This is a genomic window from Embleya sp. NPDC059237 (assembly GCF_042754105.1).
Lineage (GTDB): Bacteria > Actinomycetota > Actinomycetes > Streptomycetales > Streptomycetaceae > Embleya.
On record NZ_JBHZAE010000005.1, the window covers coordinates 225982 to 240344 of the forward strand.

At 72.4% G+C, this 14363-nt stretch carries 12 protein-coding genes; 6 read left to right on the forward strand and 6 right to left on the reverse strand.

Features of this window, described 5'->3' with window-relative positions:
• Positions 1–161 precede the first annotated feature (161 nt).
• The 3 genes from ACFXKZ_RS18255 to ACFXKZ_RS18265 form a co-directional block, all read right to left on the reverse strand.
• On the reverse strand, positions 162–1076 hold the full coding sequence (locus ACFXKZ_RS18255) for a hypothetical protein (RefSeq protein WP_380001561.1): 915 nt from the start codon (positions 1074–1076) through the stop codon (positions 162–164).
• A gap of 510 nt (positions 1077–1586) precedes the next feature.
• Complete coding sequence (locus ACFXKZ_RS18260) at positions 1587–4535, reverse strand: AAA family ATPase (protein WP_380001563.1); 2949 nt, start codon at positions 4533–4535, stop codon at positions 1587–1589.
• 303 nt (positions 4536–4838) lie between these two features.
• On the reverse strand, positions 4839–5642 hold the full coding sequence (locus ACFXKZ_RS18265; RefSeq protein WP_380001565.1) for an enoyl-CoA hydratase: 804 nt from the start codon (positions 5640–5642) through the stop codon (positions 4839–4841).
• A 282-nt stretch (positions 5643–5924) separates the two neighbouring features.
• Here ACFXKZ_RS18265 and ACFXKZ_RS18270 point away from each other — a divergent pair, with 282 nt between their 5' ends.
• On the forward strand, positions 5925–6662 hold the full coding sequence (locus tag ACFXKZ_RS18270; RefSeq protein ID WP_380001567.1) for a class I SAM-dependent methyltransferase: 738 nt from the start codon (positions 5925–5927) through the stop codon (positions 6660–6662).
• Positions 6643–7425: a lipoyl(octanoyl) transferase LipB gene (lipB, locus tag ACFXKZ_RS18275; protein ID WP_380001568.1), complete on the forward strand. Its 783-nt coding sequence runs from the start codon at positions 6643–6645 to the stop codon at positions 7423–7425. The genes ACFXKZ_RS18270 and lipB overlap by 20 nt, the downstream gene beginning before the upstream one ends.
• On the opposite strand, the gene ACFXKZ_RS18280 is transcribed toward lipB, so the two are convergent.
• Both ACFXKZ_RS18280 and ACFXKZ_RS18285 read right to left on the reverse strand, forming a co-directional pair.
• Positions 7403–7936 carry a DinB family protein gene (locus ACFXKZ_RS18280; RefSeq protein ID WP_380001570.1) on the reverse strand — a complete coding sequence of 178 codons (534 nt, stop codon included), beginning with the start codon at positions 7934–7936 and terminating at the stop codon, positions 7403–7405. The two genes, lipB and ACFXKZ_RS18280, sit on opposite strands and share 23 nt — an antisense overlap.
• Before the next feature lie 129 nt (positions 7937–8065).
• Positions 8066–8338: a hypothetical protein gene (locus tag ACFXKZ_RS18285; protein ID WP_380001572.1), complete on the reverse strand. Its 273-nt coding sequence runs from the start codon at positions 8336–8338 to the stop codon at positions 8066–8068.
• Positions 8339–8803: 465 nt separating this feature from the next.
• Here ACFXKZ_RS18285 and ACFXKZ_RS18290 point away from each other — a divergent pair, with 465 nt between their 5' ends.
• The 4 genes from ACFXKZ_RS18290 to ACFXKZ_RS18305 all read left to right on the forward strand — a co-directional run bounded on the left by ACFXKZ_RS18290 (position 8804) and on the right by ACFXKZ_RS18305 (position 13806).
• A complete protein-coding gene (locus ACFXKZ_RS18290) occupies positions 8804–9097 on the forward strand; it encodes a YciI family protein (protein WP_126639987.1) in 294 nt (97 codons plus the stop codon).
• 307 nt (positions 9098–9404) lie between these two features.
• Positions 9405–11057 carry a prenyltransferase/squalene oxidase repeat-containing protein gene (locus ACFXKZ_RS18295; RefSeq protein ID WP_380001574.1) on the forward strand — a complete coding sequence of 551 codons (1653 nt, stop codon included), beginning with the start codon at positions 9405–9407 and terminating at the stop codon, positions 11055–11057.
• The gene (locus ACFXKZ_RS18300; protein ID WP_380001576.1) at positions 11054–12103 is read left to right on the forward strand and encodes a hypothetical protein; all 1050 of its coding nucleotides are present in this window, start codon (positions 11054–11056) and stop codon (positions 12101–12103) included. The genes ACFXKZ_RS18295 and ACFXKZ_RS18300 overlap by 4 nt, the downstream gene beginning before the upstream one ends.
• A gap of 323 nt (positions 12104–12426) precedes the next feature.
• Positions 12427–13806 (forward strand): acyltransferase, encoded by a 1380-nt coding sequence (locus ACFXKZ_RS18305; protein WP_380001578.1) that lies wholly within the window; start codon positions 12427–12429, stop codon positions 13804–13806.
• Here the strand turns inward: ACFXKZ_RS18305 and ACFXKZ_RS18310 are convergent.
• On the reverse strand, positions 13743–14285 hold the full coding sequence (locus ACFXKZ_RS18310; RefSeq protein ID WP_380001580.1) for a hypothetical protein: 543 nt from the start codon (positions 14283–14285) through the stop codon (positions 13743–13745). The two genes, ACFXKZ_RS18305 and ACFXKZ_RS18310, sit on opposite strands and share 64 nt — an antisense overlap.
• Positions 14286–14363: the final 78 nt, after the last annotated feature.

The following is a 14363-nucleotide window of genomic DNA, read 5'->3' on the forward strand; positions in this document are numbered from 1 at the left end:
GTTCGCGGGGTGGCCTCGGTGGACGCACCTTCGTCGCGGATCACGACGCGGCGCGTCGCGCGTGGGTCGGCTCGACCCATGTCGCCCCCGAATGGTTGTTGCCGATGTTGCAGCACAACCTATGGCGGGAAGCCGCTCCGTGTACCGGGAATGACGGCGCGTCAGCTGTGCGTGGGGGGAGGGGTGGCGGGTGGCGGGTTCGGCGGGGTGTCGGGCGGGTTCGGGGGCGGGTTCGAAGGCGCCTTCGAGGGCTGGGTGTTCGGGTGTTCGGGGTCTTCCGGGCGTCCGGGGTGTTTCGGGCGCTTGCGGTGTTCCGGGCGTTGCGAGTGTTCCGGGTGTTCACGGTGTCGCGATTGCTCGGGGTGTCCGATGAAGCCTTCCGTCCCGATGTCGAGCGGGTCGTCCGCGTCGGCCTTCGCGGACATCCACCGGAACCAGTTCGTCCGGTTGATCGGGACCTGCGGGTTGCGCAGCAGCCACAACACGTGGCCCGCCTGGTCGCGGGTCCACGACTCTCCCGAAACGCGGGCCTTCTCCAGCCGCGCGCGCAGATCGTCGCCGTCGATCACGCGGGCGATCCGCGAGTAGTCGCGGTCCTTGCAGCGGTGGCGCCGGTAGACGACGAGTTCGACCAGGTCGAGCAGCCGGGCCCGGGCCGGGCCGTGGTGACCGGGGACGGCGAGCAGCCGGATCAGGCGCTGCTTGCTGCTCCAGACCTTGGCGTGCCGGGTCCACTCGGCGGGGAACCGGGCCTCCCATTCGAGATAGGTCAGCGCGTATGGCAACCCGCCCCAGTCCGGGACCTCGGCGGGCGGGGGCGAGTCGGCGAGCAGCGCGGCATCGGGGGCGAGCAGCCACGCATCGCGAAATCGCCGCCACGCGCCCTCCTCGGCGGAGACCGAGCGGGGCACCCGCAACACGATGGTGTCGTAGGCCTCGCGCGCCGCGCGCATGTCGCGCGTCACCAGCAGATACCGGTCCAGTGCGCGGCGATGGGCGACCTCGTCGTCCGAAACGAGCGCGCGCATCCAACCCAGCCGGGTGTCCCAGTCCTCGATCGCGCCTCGTTCGGTCACGCCGACGATCTACCCACGTGGCCGGCGAACAAGTCCGCCCCGCCGCACCCGGCGCACGGAACTCGCCGCGAAGTCCCGCGAGACGTCGCTGTCGCGTCGCGCATGCCTGGTTCTCGCTCTCCTCGGGGACCGGGCGCAATCAAAGTCGCGCGAAATCGCTGCGCCACCCACCCTACGAGCGGATCGCCCGCGTGGTGGGAGGCCGGCGCGGCGGGTCGCCGAGACACGGGCCCGCCCCTCGGGCGCCCGACCGCGCGACGGTCGGCCCGCGGCCACGCCGGTGTGCCGGGGCGGCGCGGTGCCGAGCCACGATCTTCTCGACGATCCGCATCGGCCGTTCCCCCGCCCGATCGACGCGGCCGTTCCGAGTGCCGACCCGAGCGCCTTCGAGGCCGAAGGTGATCTCGGCCGTCGGGCGGCCCTCGACCCGGTCGAACGCCGCCCGGTAGGTGGCGGTGACGATCCGCGGCCACCGGGCCGGGAGCCGGCCGGACCGCGAGCGGGGTGGGGTCAGGCGCCGTTGCCGGCGGCCAGTTGGGGGGTTCTGGGGATGCGGCCGGTCAGGGTCAGGGCCGGGAGTTGGGGGTGGGTGGGGCGTGGGGGCAGGGCCGCGAGGCCGGTGCGGTTGGGACCGGCGGTGGCCAACTCGGCGCGGATGCGGACCTCCATCAGGGCGCCGGCGGGGGCGGCCAGGGCGGTGGCCAGGAGTTCGCAGGCGGCCTCGGTGCGGCCCTCGGCGCGTTCGACGACGGCGAGGGCGTACAGGGCGTAGGCGCCGACCGGGGTCAGGCCCTGCGTGCCGGTCAGCCGCAGGGCCTGCCAGGCGCCGTCGCGGGCCTCGGCGATGCGGCCCTGGGTGGTCGCGGCCATGGACAGCGCGGCCAGGAACCAGGCGGCCAGCGTGCCCTGGCCGGTGGAGCGGGCCAGGCGCAGGCCCTCGGCGGCGTGGGTCTCGGCCTCGACCGCCCGGCCGGACAGCGCGCCCGCGACGGCCAGCGGCATCAGCGCCGCGGCGAGTGCGCCCCGCGCGCCGTGGGTGCGCAGCACCGCGGCCTCGTCGAGCAGGACCTCGTACGCCGCCTGGTCGGTCGCCGCCGCGTGGACCGCGAGCGGGGTCACCTCCCAGAGCGCGATGCCCAGGCCGTACAGCCGGGCCCGGGTGGCCGGGGCGACCATCGCGGGGGAGACGCCGTCGGCGCCGAGCGCGGCGACCACGGTGCGCAGCGGGTCGTCGGAGGCGAGGGGGAGTGCGGCCAGGGCGGTCCGGGCCTGGCTGGTGCGGGCGCGGTCGCCCGCCTCCCACGCGGCGCCGGTCGCGGCGAGCAGCAGGGCGGCGCGACCATGGGCCGCGTCCAGGAGCAGCGCGCCCGCCTCGGAACGATGCCCTTCCGCGTGCCGGAGGGCGGCGCGGAGCCGGATCGCGGTACCGGAGGAGTGCGCCGACGAGCCCTCGTCGGTGACACCCTCGACATCGGTGGCGTCGGCGGTGTCGAGCAGGGCGCGGGCGCGGACCGGGAAGCCGGCCTCCCACGCGGCGTACGCGGCGGCGACGAAGCGGCGGCGGGCGGTCGGGCGGTCGGCAGTGAGCCGGGCGGCCTGCTCCCACGTCGCTGCGGCGGCGCCGGCGCCGAGTTCGCGGCGGGTACGGCCCGCGCCGGCCTCCAGAGCCGCGGCGAGATCGGCGTCGGGCCCGGTGGCCAGCGCGGCCAGATGCCAGGGACGCCGGTACGCGAGGGCGCCGCTCGCGGCGTAGACCAGTGCTCCGTGCAGGGAGCGGCGCTCCGCCGCGCTGAGCGAACGGCGTACCTCCTCGCGCGCCGACGCGTTGCGGAAGCGCACCCGATGCTCGGTGGTGTCGACGAGGTCGGCCCGCAGGAGTGCGAGCCGTGCGCCGCGCCCGATGCCGATGCGCCGTCCGGCGACGGCCAACTGGTCGAGGTCGGCGGCCGGTTCGAGCGCGGCCAGCGCGAGCAGTCGGCGCGCCTCCTCGGGCAGGCCGGCCGCCGGCCCGCCACCGCCCGCGACGCGGCCGGCACCCGATCGCTCGCCGCTGCGGACAGTCGACCCGGACGAGGTACCCGCCGTCACCCGATCGTGGTCACGGTCGACGCCCGACCGCGTGGCCCGCGCGGACTCGGGCCGGTGGTCGTTCCCGGTACCGGTACCGGTGCCGCCGCCCGTGCCCCGGGCGTCCGCGTCCGTGCCGGCATCGAGTCCGCCACCCCAGAAGACGTCGGTACCGGTGGCCCGCCCCGACCGCCCACCGACGCCCGAGCCCGAGCCCGATCCCGATCCCGTGCCCGAAGCCTCTCGTCCGGCAGCCTCGTTCGCCCCGAAGCCGGCACCCGAACGGGACCCGTCCGCCGTACGCCGCGCAGACGACGCCGCGAACACGCCGTCGGCCGCTTCGCCCCGCCGACCATCCGTGGCCGCCGCGGCCCCGCCGCCCGCAGCCACCGGCAAGTCGCCGTCGCGCCCCCGGGCCGCGTCACCCGCCCGCGCGCCCGCCTCGGCGTCACCCGCCCCGCTCGTCCGCCGGGCGTCCTCGGGCAGTTCGTCCCGGGTGGCCTCCGCCGCCACGCGGGCCGTGCTACCCGCGTCACACGTGGCCCGGGCGGCCCCGTCGTGGATGGCCGTGGATTCGGCGTCGGTCGCCTGTTCGGCCGTACGCGTCGCCTCGTCCGTGCCCGCATTCCGCGAACCGGCCGGACCGGCCGCGGACTCCGCGGCGGCGACGTGCTCGGCCCCTCGTGTGGCGGCCGGGTCGTCCCCGGGGGCATTTGCCGCGCCGCGCGCCCCCGAGTCGCTCACCCGCTCGGCTGCACCCATTCGGAACGCCCCACCGGATGCCCCCGCTTCGGCCCGCTCCGACCGCTGCCCATCCGCTTCGGCGAGCCCGGCCCCCGCGGCGTCGTCCGCCCCGGCGACTCCGGTACCCGACTCGACACCCTCCGCCGCGGCGCCCGCCCCCTCCCGCGTGGCGCGCAGCACCGCGATCGGCAGCCCCTCCGCGCGGGCCGCGATGTACGCCACCACCGCGGCCGAGGCCGCGTCGAGCCAGTGGGCGTCGTCGACCAGGACCAGGATCGGTTGTTCGCGGGCCGCGATGGCGATCAGGGAGCACGCGGCGGCGGCGACCACGGTGCGGTCGGCGGCGCCGGGGGCCAGGCCGAGGGCGGTGCGCAGCGCCTGGGCCCTGGTGTGCGGCAGCCGGCCGATGCGTGGGTGCAGCGTGGCGAGGAGTTGGCGCAGGCCGGTATAGGGGAGGGCGCCGCCGCCGCGCGGACCGCTCGTCCGCAGGACGGTCATCCCCTTGGCCGCCCACACCGCCTCGGCCAGGAGCGTCGTCTTGCCCGTCCCCGCGGCGCCGCGCAGCACGACGGCTCCGCCGTCACCGGCGCGCGTCCGTTGCAGCAGTGCCGTGACGGCGGCCAGTTCGTCGTTCCTTCCGTGTGGCACGGAAAATCTCCTCGCTTCTCGCTCACACCCCCGTGGTGTGCCCGGCGGCCCCGCCGGATCCGACCGGACCGCCGCACTATGAGCCTGAGCTTGCCCGTTCCCGGTCAACACATGTTCAACATTCACTCAACGTGTGAAGTCCGCACCAACCAATTACCGACATGTGACACCGACATGGGGCCGATCTCACGCCCGCGCTCGGCCGTACATCCACCGACTCCTCGATGCGATCGCCCTTCGGCACCTCGAACCCTGCCTCGAACCCGGTCTCGATCCGGCCTCGACCCCGCCTCGATCCCTGCCTCAATCCCGGTACTCCGGTCGCCGCCCGTCCCGGCGCGCCCGAATGGCCTCCTCGAAGTTCTCGGTCGTCAGCCTGACGTACAACTGGGCGTGCCCCTCGTGATCCATGTGCGAGTGCATGCTGCCGGCCTCCAGACCCGACCACAGCAACCGCTTCGTCACCTCCACCCCCACTCGACTGAACCCGATGATGCGCTCGGCGAGTTGGTACGCGTCGTCGAGCAATTTCTCGCCCGGCACCACGCGCGACACCAGTCCGATCCGCTCGGCCTCGGTCGCGTCCACGTCCCGCCCGGACAACATGATCTCGAATGCCCGAGACGACCCGATCGCCCGGGGGAGCAAATAGCTGATTCCGAGCTCGCTCGCGGTCAGCCCGTTGTTGATCCCGGCGGCCCGGAAGTAGGCCGTGTCGGAGGCGATTCGGATGTCGGTGGCAGTGGCGAGGCAGAAACCGCCGCCGATCGCGGGGCCGTTGATCGCGCCGATCACCGGCTGGTGCAGCCGGCGCAGCCCGAGGATCACGTCGTCCAGGATCTCCATCGACCGGCGCGCGATGCTCGTCCGGGTCAGGCCCTTGACCCCGGGGATGCGTCCGGAATTCTCCAGATCCGCACCGGAACAGAACCCCCTCCCTGCACCGGTCAATATGACGACACGCGTATCGTTGTCGGAACTCACTGCTTCCAAAGCCTCACGGAAGGGGACCATGACGTCGAACGCCATGGCGTTCATGCGGTCCGGTCGATTGAGGGTGATGAGCGTGACGTGGGGGCGGGGCTTGTCGACGAGTACGAAAGACATGGGGGCGTCATCCTCGGCATGATGGAGGGGCGAAGGACTGCGAGTCGCACGGCGTCCGACCGGGCGACCGGGGTACCGAAGAGCGCGGATCCGATCCCGGCGCCGACGATCGGCGTGGCGCGTCCGGTCGCCGATCGGGCGAGCGTTCGCACGCCGATCGAGGGCGAACGTCCGGTGGCGCGTCGGTGGTTCGGGGCGCGGATCCGGTCGGCGGTGCGTGCCCGGATCGGGGCCCATGGCTGGTTCGGAACCCGTACGTGGTTCGGGACACGCGAGCCATTCTTGACCAAGTCAATGAAACCGCTCAAGGCCGATCCCCGATCGTTCGACGCGTTCGCGGGCGACTACGACCGATATGCCGGACTGTGTGACCCTTTCGGCGCGTGGCTGGCCGATCTCGAACTCGCCGGCGACCGTGCCCTGGACGCCGGGTGCGGCTCCGGCCGGCACGCGCTCGCCCTGGCCGGCTCCTATACCGAGGTGGTGGCCGCCGACGTGAGCGCGCCGCTGATCGAGGTCGCCAGGGTCCGCCGGCCGCACGAGCGGGTCCGCTACGAGGTCGCCTCGCTGCTGGACGTACACCACGCCGAGGGCTTCGACCTGGTTCTGAGCATCGGCACGCTGCACCATCTCCCGGACCTGACCGGCGCGCTCACCCATCTCGGGTCGCTGGTCCGCCCCGGCGGCGAACTCGTCCTGGTCGACGACGTGGCCACCGAGCCCGCCGTGACGCGCCGGCAACACGTGCTGCTCGCCGTCCGCGAACTGGCCCGGGACCTGCGCCGGCTGCGCGTTCGCGACGCCTGGTGGCTGTACCGCTTCCGCACCGGCACGGCCTGGCTGGACCACCTGATGTCCCACCATTACCTCACCCGCGCGCAGTACCGCGAGCGCTACGCCGAGGTCTTCCCGGACGCCGACTTCATCGACCTGGCCGACGCGACCGCGATGCGTTGGCGCCGTCGGCCGACCCACGACGGGCAACGATCGGAGAGCACGGATGTCGATCGACACGGCTGACGGCCTACCGGCGTCGCCGCACGCACGCGAGGACGGCACGCCGGTCCGGGTCGACCTGGGTCGGCTCGCCTACCCGTTCGCGCAGACCGAGATGGCGCGCTGGGTCGCCGAGCGGCAACGGGGCGACGCGCCGGACCGGCTGTTCCTGCTCACCCATCCTCCGGTGATCACCTACAGCGCGCGCACCCCCGCCGCGGACCTGCCGGACCCGGCCTCGCCGATCCCGCTCGTCGAGGTGGACCGGGGCGGACACGCCACCTACCACGGCCCGGGTCAGCTGATCGGCTACCTGGTGCTGAACGTCCGCGCGCTCGGCCCGGGCGACCTGGTGCGCCGGATGGAGAACGGCCTGCTCGCCGCGCTCGACGCGCTGGGCTTCCCGGCGGTACGGCGCGAGACCCCGGCGGGTGCGCCGAGCCTGGTCGGGATCTGGACACCGGACCACCGCAAGCTCGCGTCGATCGGGATGCGGATCCGACGGGGCGTCAGCAGCCACGGCTTCGCGCTCAACATCGACCCCGACCTGAGCGCGTTCACCACATTCACCGCGTGTGCGCTCCCGGACACGACGATGACCTCTCTGGCCGAACTCGCCGCCGAGGCCGGTCGCCCCGCCCCGACCGAGGCGGCGGTCCGCGACGCGGTGGCCGACGCCCTGCTTCGCGAACTCACCCGCCGTCCCCCCACGAGCCCGCCCGCCCCGCGCACGGAGGCGGACGACCCACACGGGTTTCGGCCGCTCAATCCGCCCGCACGCCCGTGACGTCCCACAGGTGGTGGACCGGGTCGTGGATGAAGTAGCGGGCGAAGGACTCCACCGTGAAGACCGTGCCGTCGCTGCGGTTGCCGGTACGCGACCACTGGTCGTCGGCCACCGCCGCGAACGCGTCGGCCAATGTGCCGCCCGCCGCCGCGAGATCGGCCGCGACGCGTACGGGGTCCTGCTCGGCGTAGCGCGACTCGATCGCCGTCGCGTCCTGGTCCCAGTTCGCGAAATCCGGGGCGTCGCGGGTCAACATCAGCCGTAGCCGCTCGTCGAACAGCACGAAGACGTCGCGGACATGGCACGCGTATTCGAGCGGGGACCACGTGTCCGGATTCGGCCGGTTCCGCAGCTCGTCGCCGCCGGAGACGAGCAACTCGTGCCACGCGGCGGCGTTCGCGCGGGTCAGTGCGGGGATCCGGGCGAGCGGAACGGCAGGGGTGTCCAGGCCGCAGTCGGGACAGGACGTGTCGAGAACCCACGTCCAACTCTTGGTCTCGGGAATGATCATGCGCCGAGGATGGCCCACGCACCCCCGCTCCAACAAGACGTTTCCCCCGAAGCCCCCGCGTGCGCGCTCTCGGTGCGCCGCCACCTCCCGCCCACCGGGTCACACCCGCCACGCGAGTCGACCCCTTTATCAGTGCTCCTTCCGCCGTACATCCTCGACGGCGGATTTCGAGGATGCCTTTTTCTGCTTCTCCTCCTCTGTGGGCAAAAGCGTTTCTCCGAGCACCCACACCACGAACCCGAGCACGATCAGGGCGAAGCTCGCCGGCAGCTGATAGCCGTGCAAAAAGGCTTGCCGGGCGAGCAGTCCCCAGGCCCGGAACCAACCGACGAAGTGGTGAACGATCCCACCGACGCCTTGGAGGACCAGGAACAATCCGAAAATGTCCAGGAACTTGCGCATGGGCGTCACGTTATCGACGCCTCTTGATCTTCGAAACGGCCGAGCGGGCAATCCCGATCGACCAAAGTCGCGCCCCGCGCGCCCGGTACCGCGACCTTCGTCGCGCCGACCGAACCCGACCGCGACCGCTCACGTCGACGGTCGGTGAGACGGGCCGCCTCGCGGCGAAAGGCTCACTGCGGCTCCAGCCGAACGGTAGTCCGCAGTGGCTATCAGTGGGCCCGGGGGCACCGATCTCACCGACCGCCCCCTACAACCCGCACGCCCCGCCCGGCATTCCCGTCCCCACGCGGAACTTCCACCCCGCGTCCGGAATCGCCGCCGCCGTGTCGAAATGCCCCGTAATGCTGCATAGTATGCCCCACTCCACCTCCAACAGGCCCTCCCGCGGTCCGCCCGAATCCTGCCCCACCCTCTTCCGCGGTAGCCCGCACCCGGCCCCCCGCCACGCCCTACGATCGAGTCATGTTCGTGATCACGCTGACCTACGTCGTCCCCGTCGAGGACATCGACGCGCTCATGCCCGGCCACCTCGAATGGCTCGACCGGTACTACGCGGACGGCACCCTGCTCGCCTCCGGGCGTCGTGTCCCCCGCACCGGCGGGGTGATCCTGGCCCGCGCCGACGACCGGGCCGCGCTCGACGCCGTGCTCGCGGAGGACCCCTTCCGGAAGGCGGGCGCGGCCACCTACGACGTTGTCGAATTCGCGCCCTCCAGGACCGCTCCCGGGCTCGAAGGACTGCTCCCGGCCACCTGAAGTGCAGTCAATAGCCGTTCATTTCCAGCACATTTGATGGCGATTACTCACCAATTCAGACAACAAACGAGTACAGGCTTCCGCATTCACACCTTCGGGTGATTTCGTGTTGGGAACACACCCGGACCGGGCGACTGGGACGCTCATCCGCCGGGGCGTGCATTCCGCGCCGAGTACCCCGATCGCGTCACCCCAACCCCCGCTCGGCGCCCTACCGACACAACGGCACAGCTTGCGACAGGACGTATGGGGGAGGCGCTGACCGATGCGCGTGCGAGATACCCGGATGCCGGGGTGGCCTGCGGACATGTTCGTGCCGGAGCTCCCCGTGGCCACCGCGCGGCTGCGTCGTAGGGTCGCGGATTCGGTGCAACCCGACGGGGCGGTGCGCAGCCCGTGTCGCAGCCGCGTGCTCGAATCGGCGCTGCTGCTGCGCCTGCTGGAGCGCACCGGGATCGAATCCGACCACCACCGTCGGGTCGCCCGGTTCCTCGCCGATCGCCCCGACGACGCCGAACCGCTCGATCGGCTGCTCGCGACGATCGCTTTACGCCACCCCGACGACCTTGCCGAACACGGCACGGACGCCCTGCTCGACCGCTTCCTGCAGCGGGCGCCGGCGTTCCTGAACGCGCGCAAGCGGGTTCTGCTCGAAACGGTGCTGGCCCTGCTCGGCCCACCCCGGAGCGCGCGCCGGCGTGCGTTCGACCCGAGCGCGTTCGACACCGGGAACCTGCACCCGTGGGCGCACGTGCAGACCATCGCGCTCAAGGTCGCGTCGGCCGATCTGACCGGTCACGCCGACGAGATCGCCGAGTCCGAGGTGCGCCTGCTCGTGGACACCCAGCAGGTGTCGGGGGTGTGGGAGGGCAATCTGCTCGTGCACCTCCTGGTGCTGCACGCGCTGGTCGGTCGGCCGCACCTGGACGGTGTGCTGGTCAACGGCGTGGCCAAGGCGCTGGTCCACCAACGGGTGGACGGCGGGGTGCCGTTCGTGACCGACACGGACACCTGGTGCGCGGTCACCGCGGGCGTCGCGCTGGACGCGTCGGGCGCCCCGATGGAGGTCCGCCGCCGGATCGGCGACCACCTCGCGGCCCGCCAACGGGTGGACGGCGGCTGGTCGTACACCGACGCCGCGGCGCTCGCCGACGTCGACGACACCTCGGTGGCGATCGAGTTCCTGCACGCCACCGACCCGTTGCGCTACCGGCGCACGATCGACTGCGGCTTGCGCGCCCTGTGGTCCTACCAGGGCGCCGACGGCGGCTTCCCCACGTACATCGCGGGCGCGCCCTCGGAGGCGTGCATGACCGCGGCCGCGGTCAACGCGCTGAGCGTACGCGCGCCCCGGCACGTGCAACGCATCACCGCCGCACGCCGGTTCCTGGCCGCCGCGCAGCGCGCCGACGGCACCTTCGACCCGGACTGGAGCCGCAGCCGCTACCACGCGATCTTCCGCGCCCTGCTCGCCATCGACGCGTGCGGTCCCGACGCCTACCGGGCCACCGTCAAGCGGGCGCTGACCGCGGTGCGCGAGGGGCAGAACCGCGACGGCGGCTGGGGCCAACAACCCGGCGACCCCAGCGACGCGATCAGCACCGCGTACGCGCTGATTGCGCTGTGCCGCCAGGCCGACCCCCGCCCCGCGGCGCGCGGCGTCGAGTACCTGCTGAGCACACAACGCGCCGACGGCGGGATCGACTCGGTGCCGGACATGCTCGGCACCCGGCCGTTCCTGTACGTGATCCCCAGCCTGGCCGACCACTTCACCCTGCTGGCCCTCGGCCACCTGGGCAGTCGGTTGGCCGCCCGGACGCGCCGCCCGAGCGCCCCGCGGGGCCCCGGCGCGCAGTCGGCGTACCCCTCGGCCCTGCGTGCCCCCGCGCCCGGTTCCGCCGGATCGCGCGGTGGGGGCAGGAATACCCCGACGCAGACCGGCGAAAGGAGCCCGGCGTGAGCACACCGACCGTCGTCGACCTCCCGATCAGCTTCCACCTGCCGAAGCTCGCGAACCTGTTGCCGATGACGTTCCATCCGGAAACGGACCGGCTGATGCGCGAGTCCCGCTGGTGGGCCCACCGCCACCTCGGCTTCGCGTACGCGGGCGACGCCGCCCGGATAGACAAGAACGTAGACGGAACACTGCTGGTGTCGTTGTCCGTTCCGCACGCCGACTACGAACTCGCGCTGACCACGGCCAAGGTGATGAACTATCTGATCGGCATCGAGAACAGTCTCGTGGACAAGGCGGGCCTGGGCGGCAGTTCGTTCGCCACCCGCAACGTCTTCGGCCGTTTCATGGCCGACCTGCTCGGCTGGGGGGACGGCTCGACCCCCCTGCGCGAGGACTTCTCCTGGTTGCGCGAGCGTATGCCGCCCGCGCGCTGGATCCGATTCGTCTCCTACATGGAGGACTTCGCACACGGGTTCACCACCGAGTTGGAGAGCTGGCGCGACGCCGGGATATCCGACTACGACACGTACATGGACGACCGCCGGCACAGCCTGGGGGTGCGCTGGTTGTTCGGGTTCGCCGAGGAGGGCGTGCCCGGCGTGGCGCTGTCCCAGGAGGCGTTCCGGACCGCCGACATGGTGGCCATCCACGACACCGCGATCGACGGCTACACGCTGATCAACGACCTGGTCTCCTATCGCAAGGAGCTGGTCATGGACGACCGGGTGAACCTGGTCTACTACCTCGGCGAGGCCGAAGGGCTCGACCTCGAAGGGGCGATGAACAAGATCTGCGGCCTGATCGACGCCACCGAACGCAAGTTCCTCGACCTGCGTGACCGGATCATGGCCGGCCCGCACGGCGGGGAGCCGGGGATGCGCGCCTATCTCGACGAGGTCGGCCACGTGATGACGTCCAACCTGTGGTGGGCCACCGTCAGCAAGCGCTACGAACCCGGCGGCCTGGGCTGGGACGGCTCCACCGCCGGCACCATGACCTTCCACCGGGACCGGGCCGTGTTCGTCCCGGATCCGACCCCGGGCGGCTGACCGGCGACGGCCCGAACACGGCGCCGACCGCTTCACTCGCACCACACCGATGGTCACACCCCGGCGCGCCCGGTCCTCGCGGCGCGCCAGCGGGCTTTGCCCGAACCTGACGCAACGTCAAGGTCACCCTCGGACGGCTTTAATCATTCACTCATGAAGCACGTCCATGCTGCCTACATGGACTTTCCGCGTTGTGGCACCCCGCGTCCTGCGGTTCGATCCGGCTCGCACCCGGTGGGGAGGGCACGACCGCCGGTCACGCCCCGGGGAAAACATCGGGCGGGCGGTGAGCGGATCGGCGTGGTCGGGGCAGGCGTCCGGTGATGTCAGTCTCCTTCGGCACCTTCGACAAGCGCACCCGACCCGCCCGCCCGGCGTGCGCCCCGGCCCGCCCGACCCCCGCCGCGCGCCCGCCGGCCGAGCCGGCCGAGCCACGCCCGCCCGCCGAGTCGGCCGGCCCGACGGCCCGGACCGATCCGCCCGCGACCGCCCGCCGACCCCACCTGCACCGGGTCGACCTGATCCGCGACATCGCCTTCCTGTGCGTGATCGTGGTGCATGTCATCGGCGTGACCTACCCGTTCCCCGGCGAGGGCCCCGCCTTCACCCAGTTGGTCCTGCACGCGACCCGCGCGGTGTTCTTCTTCGTCAGCACGTTCGTGCTCTTCCACAGCGCGTACCACCGGCCGCTGCGCGTGGGCGCCTTCCTGGGCAGGCGCTTCAAGCTGCTCGGCGCGCCGTATCTGCTGTGGTCCACCGCCTACTGGGCACTGGGCGACCACGCGCGCATCCGCGACGACCTGCCCGGCGCGCTGGGCGATCTGCGCGGCGGCATCGTCTGGGGCGGGTCCTGGTATCACCTGTACTTCCTGCTCGTCTCGCTCCAGATCGCGGTGCTGTTCCCGCTCCTGCTCAAGCTGGTCCGGGTCGCCACCGGTCGGCATCTGCCGCTGCTCGTGGTCACCGCCGCGGTGCAACTGGCCGCGTTGGTGGTGCTGTTCCACCCCACGCCGCTGAGCGGCCCGCTGGAGTGGTACCGCACGCACGGCGGGATGTTGTTGCCGACCTACGGGTTCTTCGTCCTGTCCGGCGCGCTGGCCGCGGTGCACCTGGACGCCTTCCACGCGTGGATCGTCGGGCACACCCGGACCGTGTGGGCCGGCACGCTCGGCACGCTCGCGCTGACCTGGCTGTGGTATCGGCACACCGTCGCCGGCGGCCGGGACACCGCGACCGCGTCGATGGCGACCCAGCCGGTGAGCCTGCTGTGGGGCCCGGTCGCGGTGATCGCGCTGTACGCCCTGGCCGGCCGCTGGGAACGGGCCCGCCGACCCGTGCCCGGCCGGCGGGCCGCCGCGCTGGGGGCGCAACTGGCCTTCGGTGTCTACCTCGTGCACCCGATGATCCTGCGGCTGCTGGAACTGAGCGGATTCGCCGCCGCGTTGCCGTGGTCGCCGGCGGTGGACACCATCGTGCTCGTGGCGGTGGTCGCCACCGGGTCGGCCGGGTTCGCCTGGCTGGTCGCGCGAACCCCGGTCGCCCCGTGGGTGATCGGCCGCGAACGCATGCGCGGCGACCGGCCGGCGTCGGTGACCGTACGGCGCTCGACACCGGCCGGCCCACACCGGCGTGCGCACGCTCAGCACATGGGCAGCAGGTCCTTCACCGACCCCGTGGTCTCCAACCACGCCTCGGGCGCGTAACCCGCGCCCTGGCTCGTGGTCACCAGCACCCACTGGTCGCTCTTGCCACCTCGCCAGCCGTAGACGGGGGCAACGCCCTTGGCCCGGCAGGTCGCGGTCAGTTGGGTGCCCGCGGTCACCTCGGTGATGGTCTTGCCCTTGCCCGGCTTCTCGCGTATTTCCAGGCCGATCGCCTGGCGCGCGATCACCGCCATCTTCACCGTCGACGTGGGCGAGGGCACGGCCGTCCCGCTCGCCGACGGGTTCGCCGACCCCGACGCGCCGGGCGAGACGGTGCTCGACGCGTTCTTCTTCTTGTCGTTCTTGTCGTCGTCGCCGGAGAGCACCCACCACACCAGGATCACGATCACCCCGACGATCACCGCCCCGATCACCAGATTGTTCCCGGATTTCGGTGGGGGCGGACCTCCCGCGCTCGGCGCCCGACGGGCGGGCGTCAGGCGACGCCAATCGAATCGGGACGACCCCGCAGACGGCATGGTGACTCCTTCACACGGACGTGCGGTGATACCGGAAAAACTCGACGCTTGATTCTTTCGTGTCGCGACCCCGTCACG

What these genes read in the sequence shown, in the direction of transcription:
- ACFXKZ_RS18310 (WP_380001580.1), bottom strand. Translation starts at nt 14,285, where the DNA reads ATGCCGTCTGCGGGGTCGTCCCGATTCGATTGGCGTCGCCTGACGCCC.
- ACFXKZ_RS18265 (WP_380001565.1), bottom strand. Translation starts at nt 5,642, where the DNA reads ATGTCTTTCGTACTCGTCGACAAGCCCCGCCCCCACGTCACGCTCATC.
- ACFXKZ_RS18285 (WP_380001572.1), bottom strand. Translation starts at nt 8,338, where the DNA reads ATGCGCAAGTTCCTGGACATTTTCGGATTGTTCCTGGTCCTCCAAGGC.
- ACFXKZ_RS18290 (WP_126639987.1), top strand. Translation starts at nt 8,804, where the DNA reads ATGTTCGTGATCACGCTGACCTACGTCGTCCCCGTCGAGGACATCGAC.
- ACFXKZ_RS18305 (WP_380001578.1), top strand. Translation starts at nt 12,427, where the DNA reads ATGTCAGTCTCCTTCGGCACCTTCGACAAGCGCACCCGACCCGCCCGC.
- lipB (WP_380001568.1), top strand. Translation starts at nt 6,643, where the DNA reads ATGTCGATCGACACGGCTGACGGCCTACCGGCGTCGCCGCACGCACGC.
- ACFXKZ_RS18280 (WP_380001570.1), bottom strand. Translation starts at nt 7,936, where the DNA reads ATGATCATTCCCGAGACCAAGAGTTGGACGTGGGTTCTCGACACGTCC.
- ACFXKZ_RS18295 (WP_380001574.1), top strand. Translation starts at nt 9,405, where the DNA reads ATGTTCGTGCCGGAGCTCCCCGTGGCCACCGCGCGGCTGCGTCGTAGG.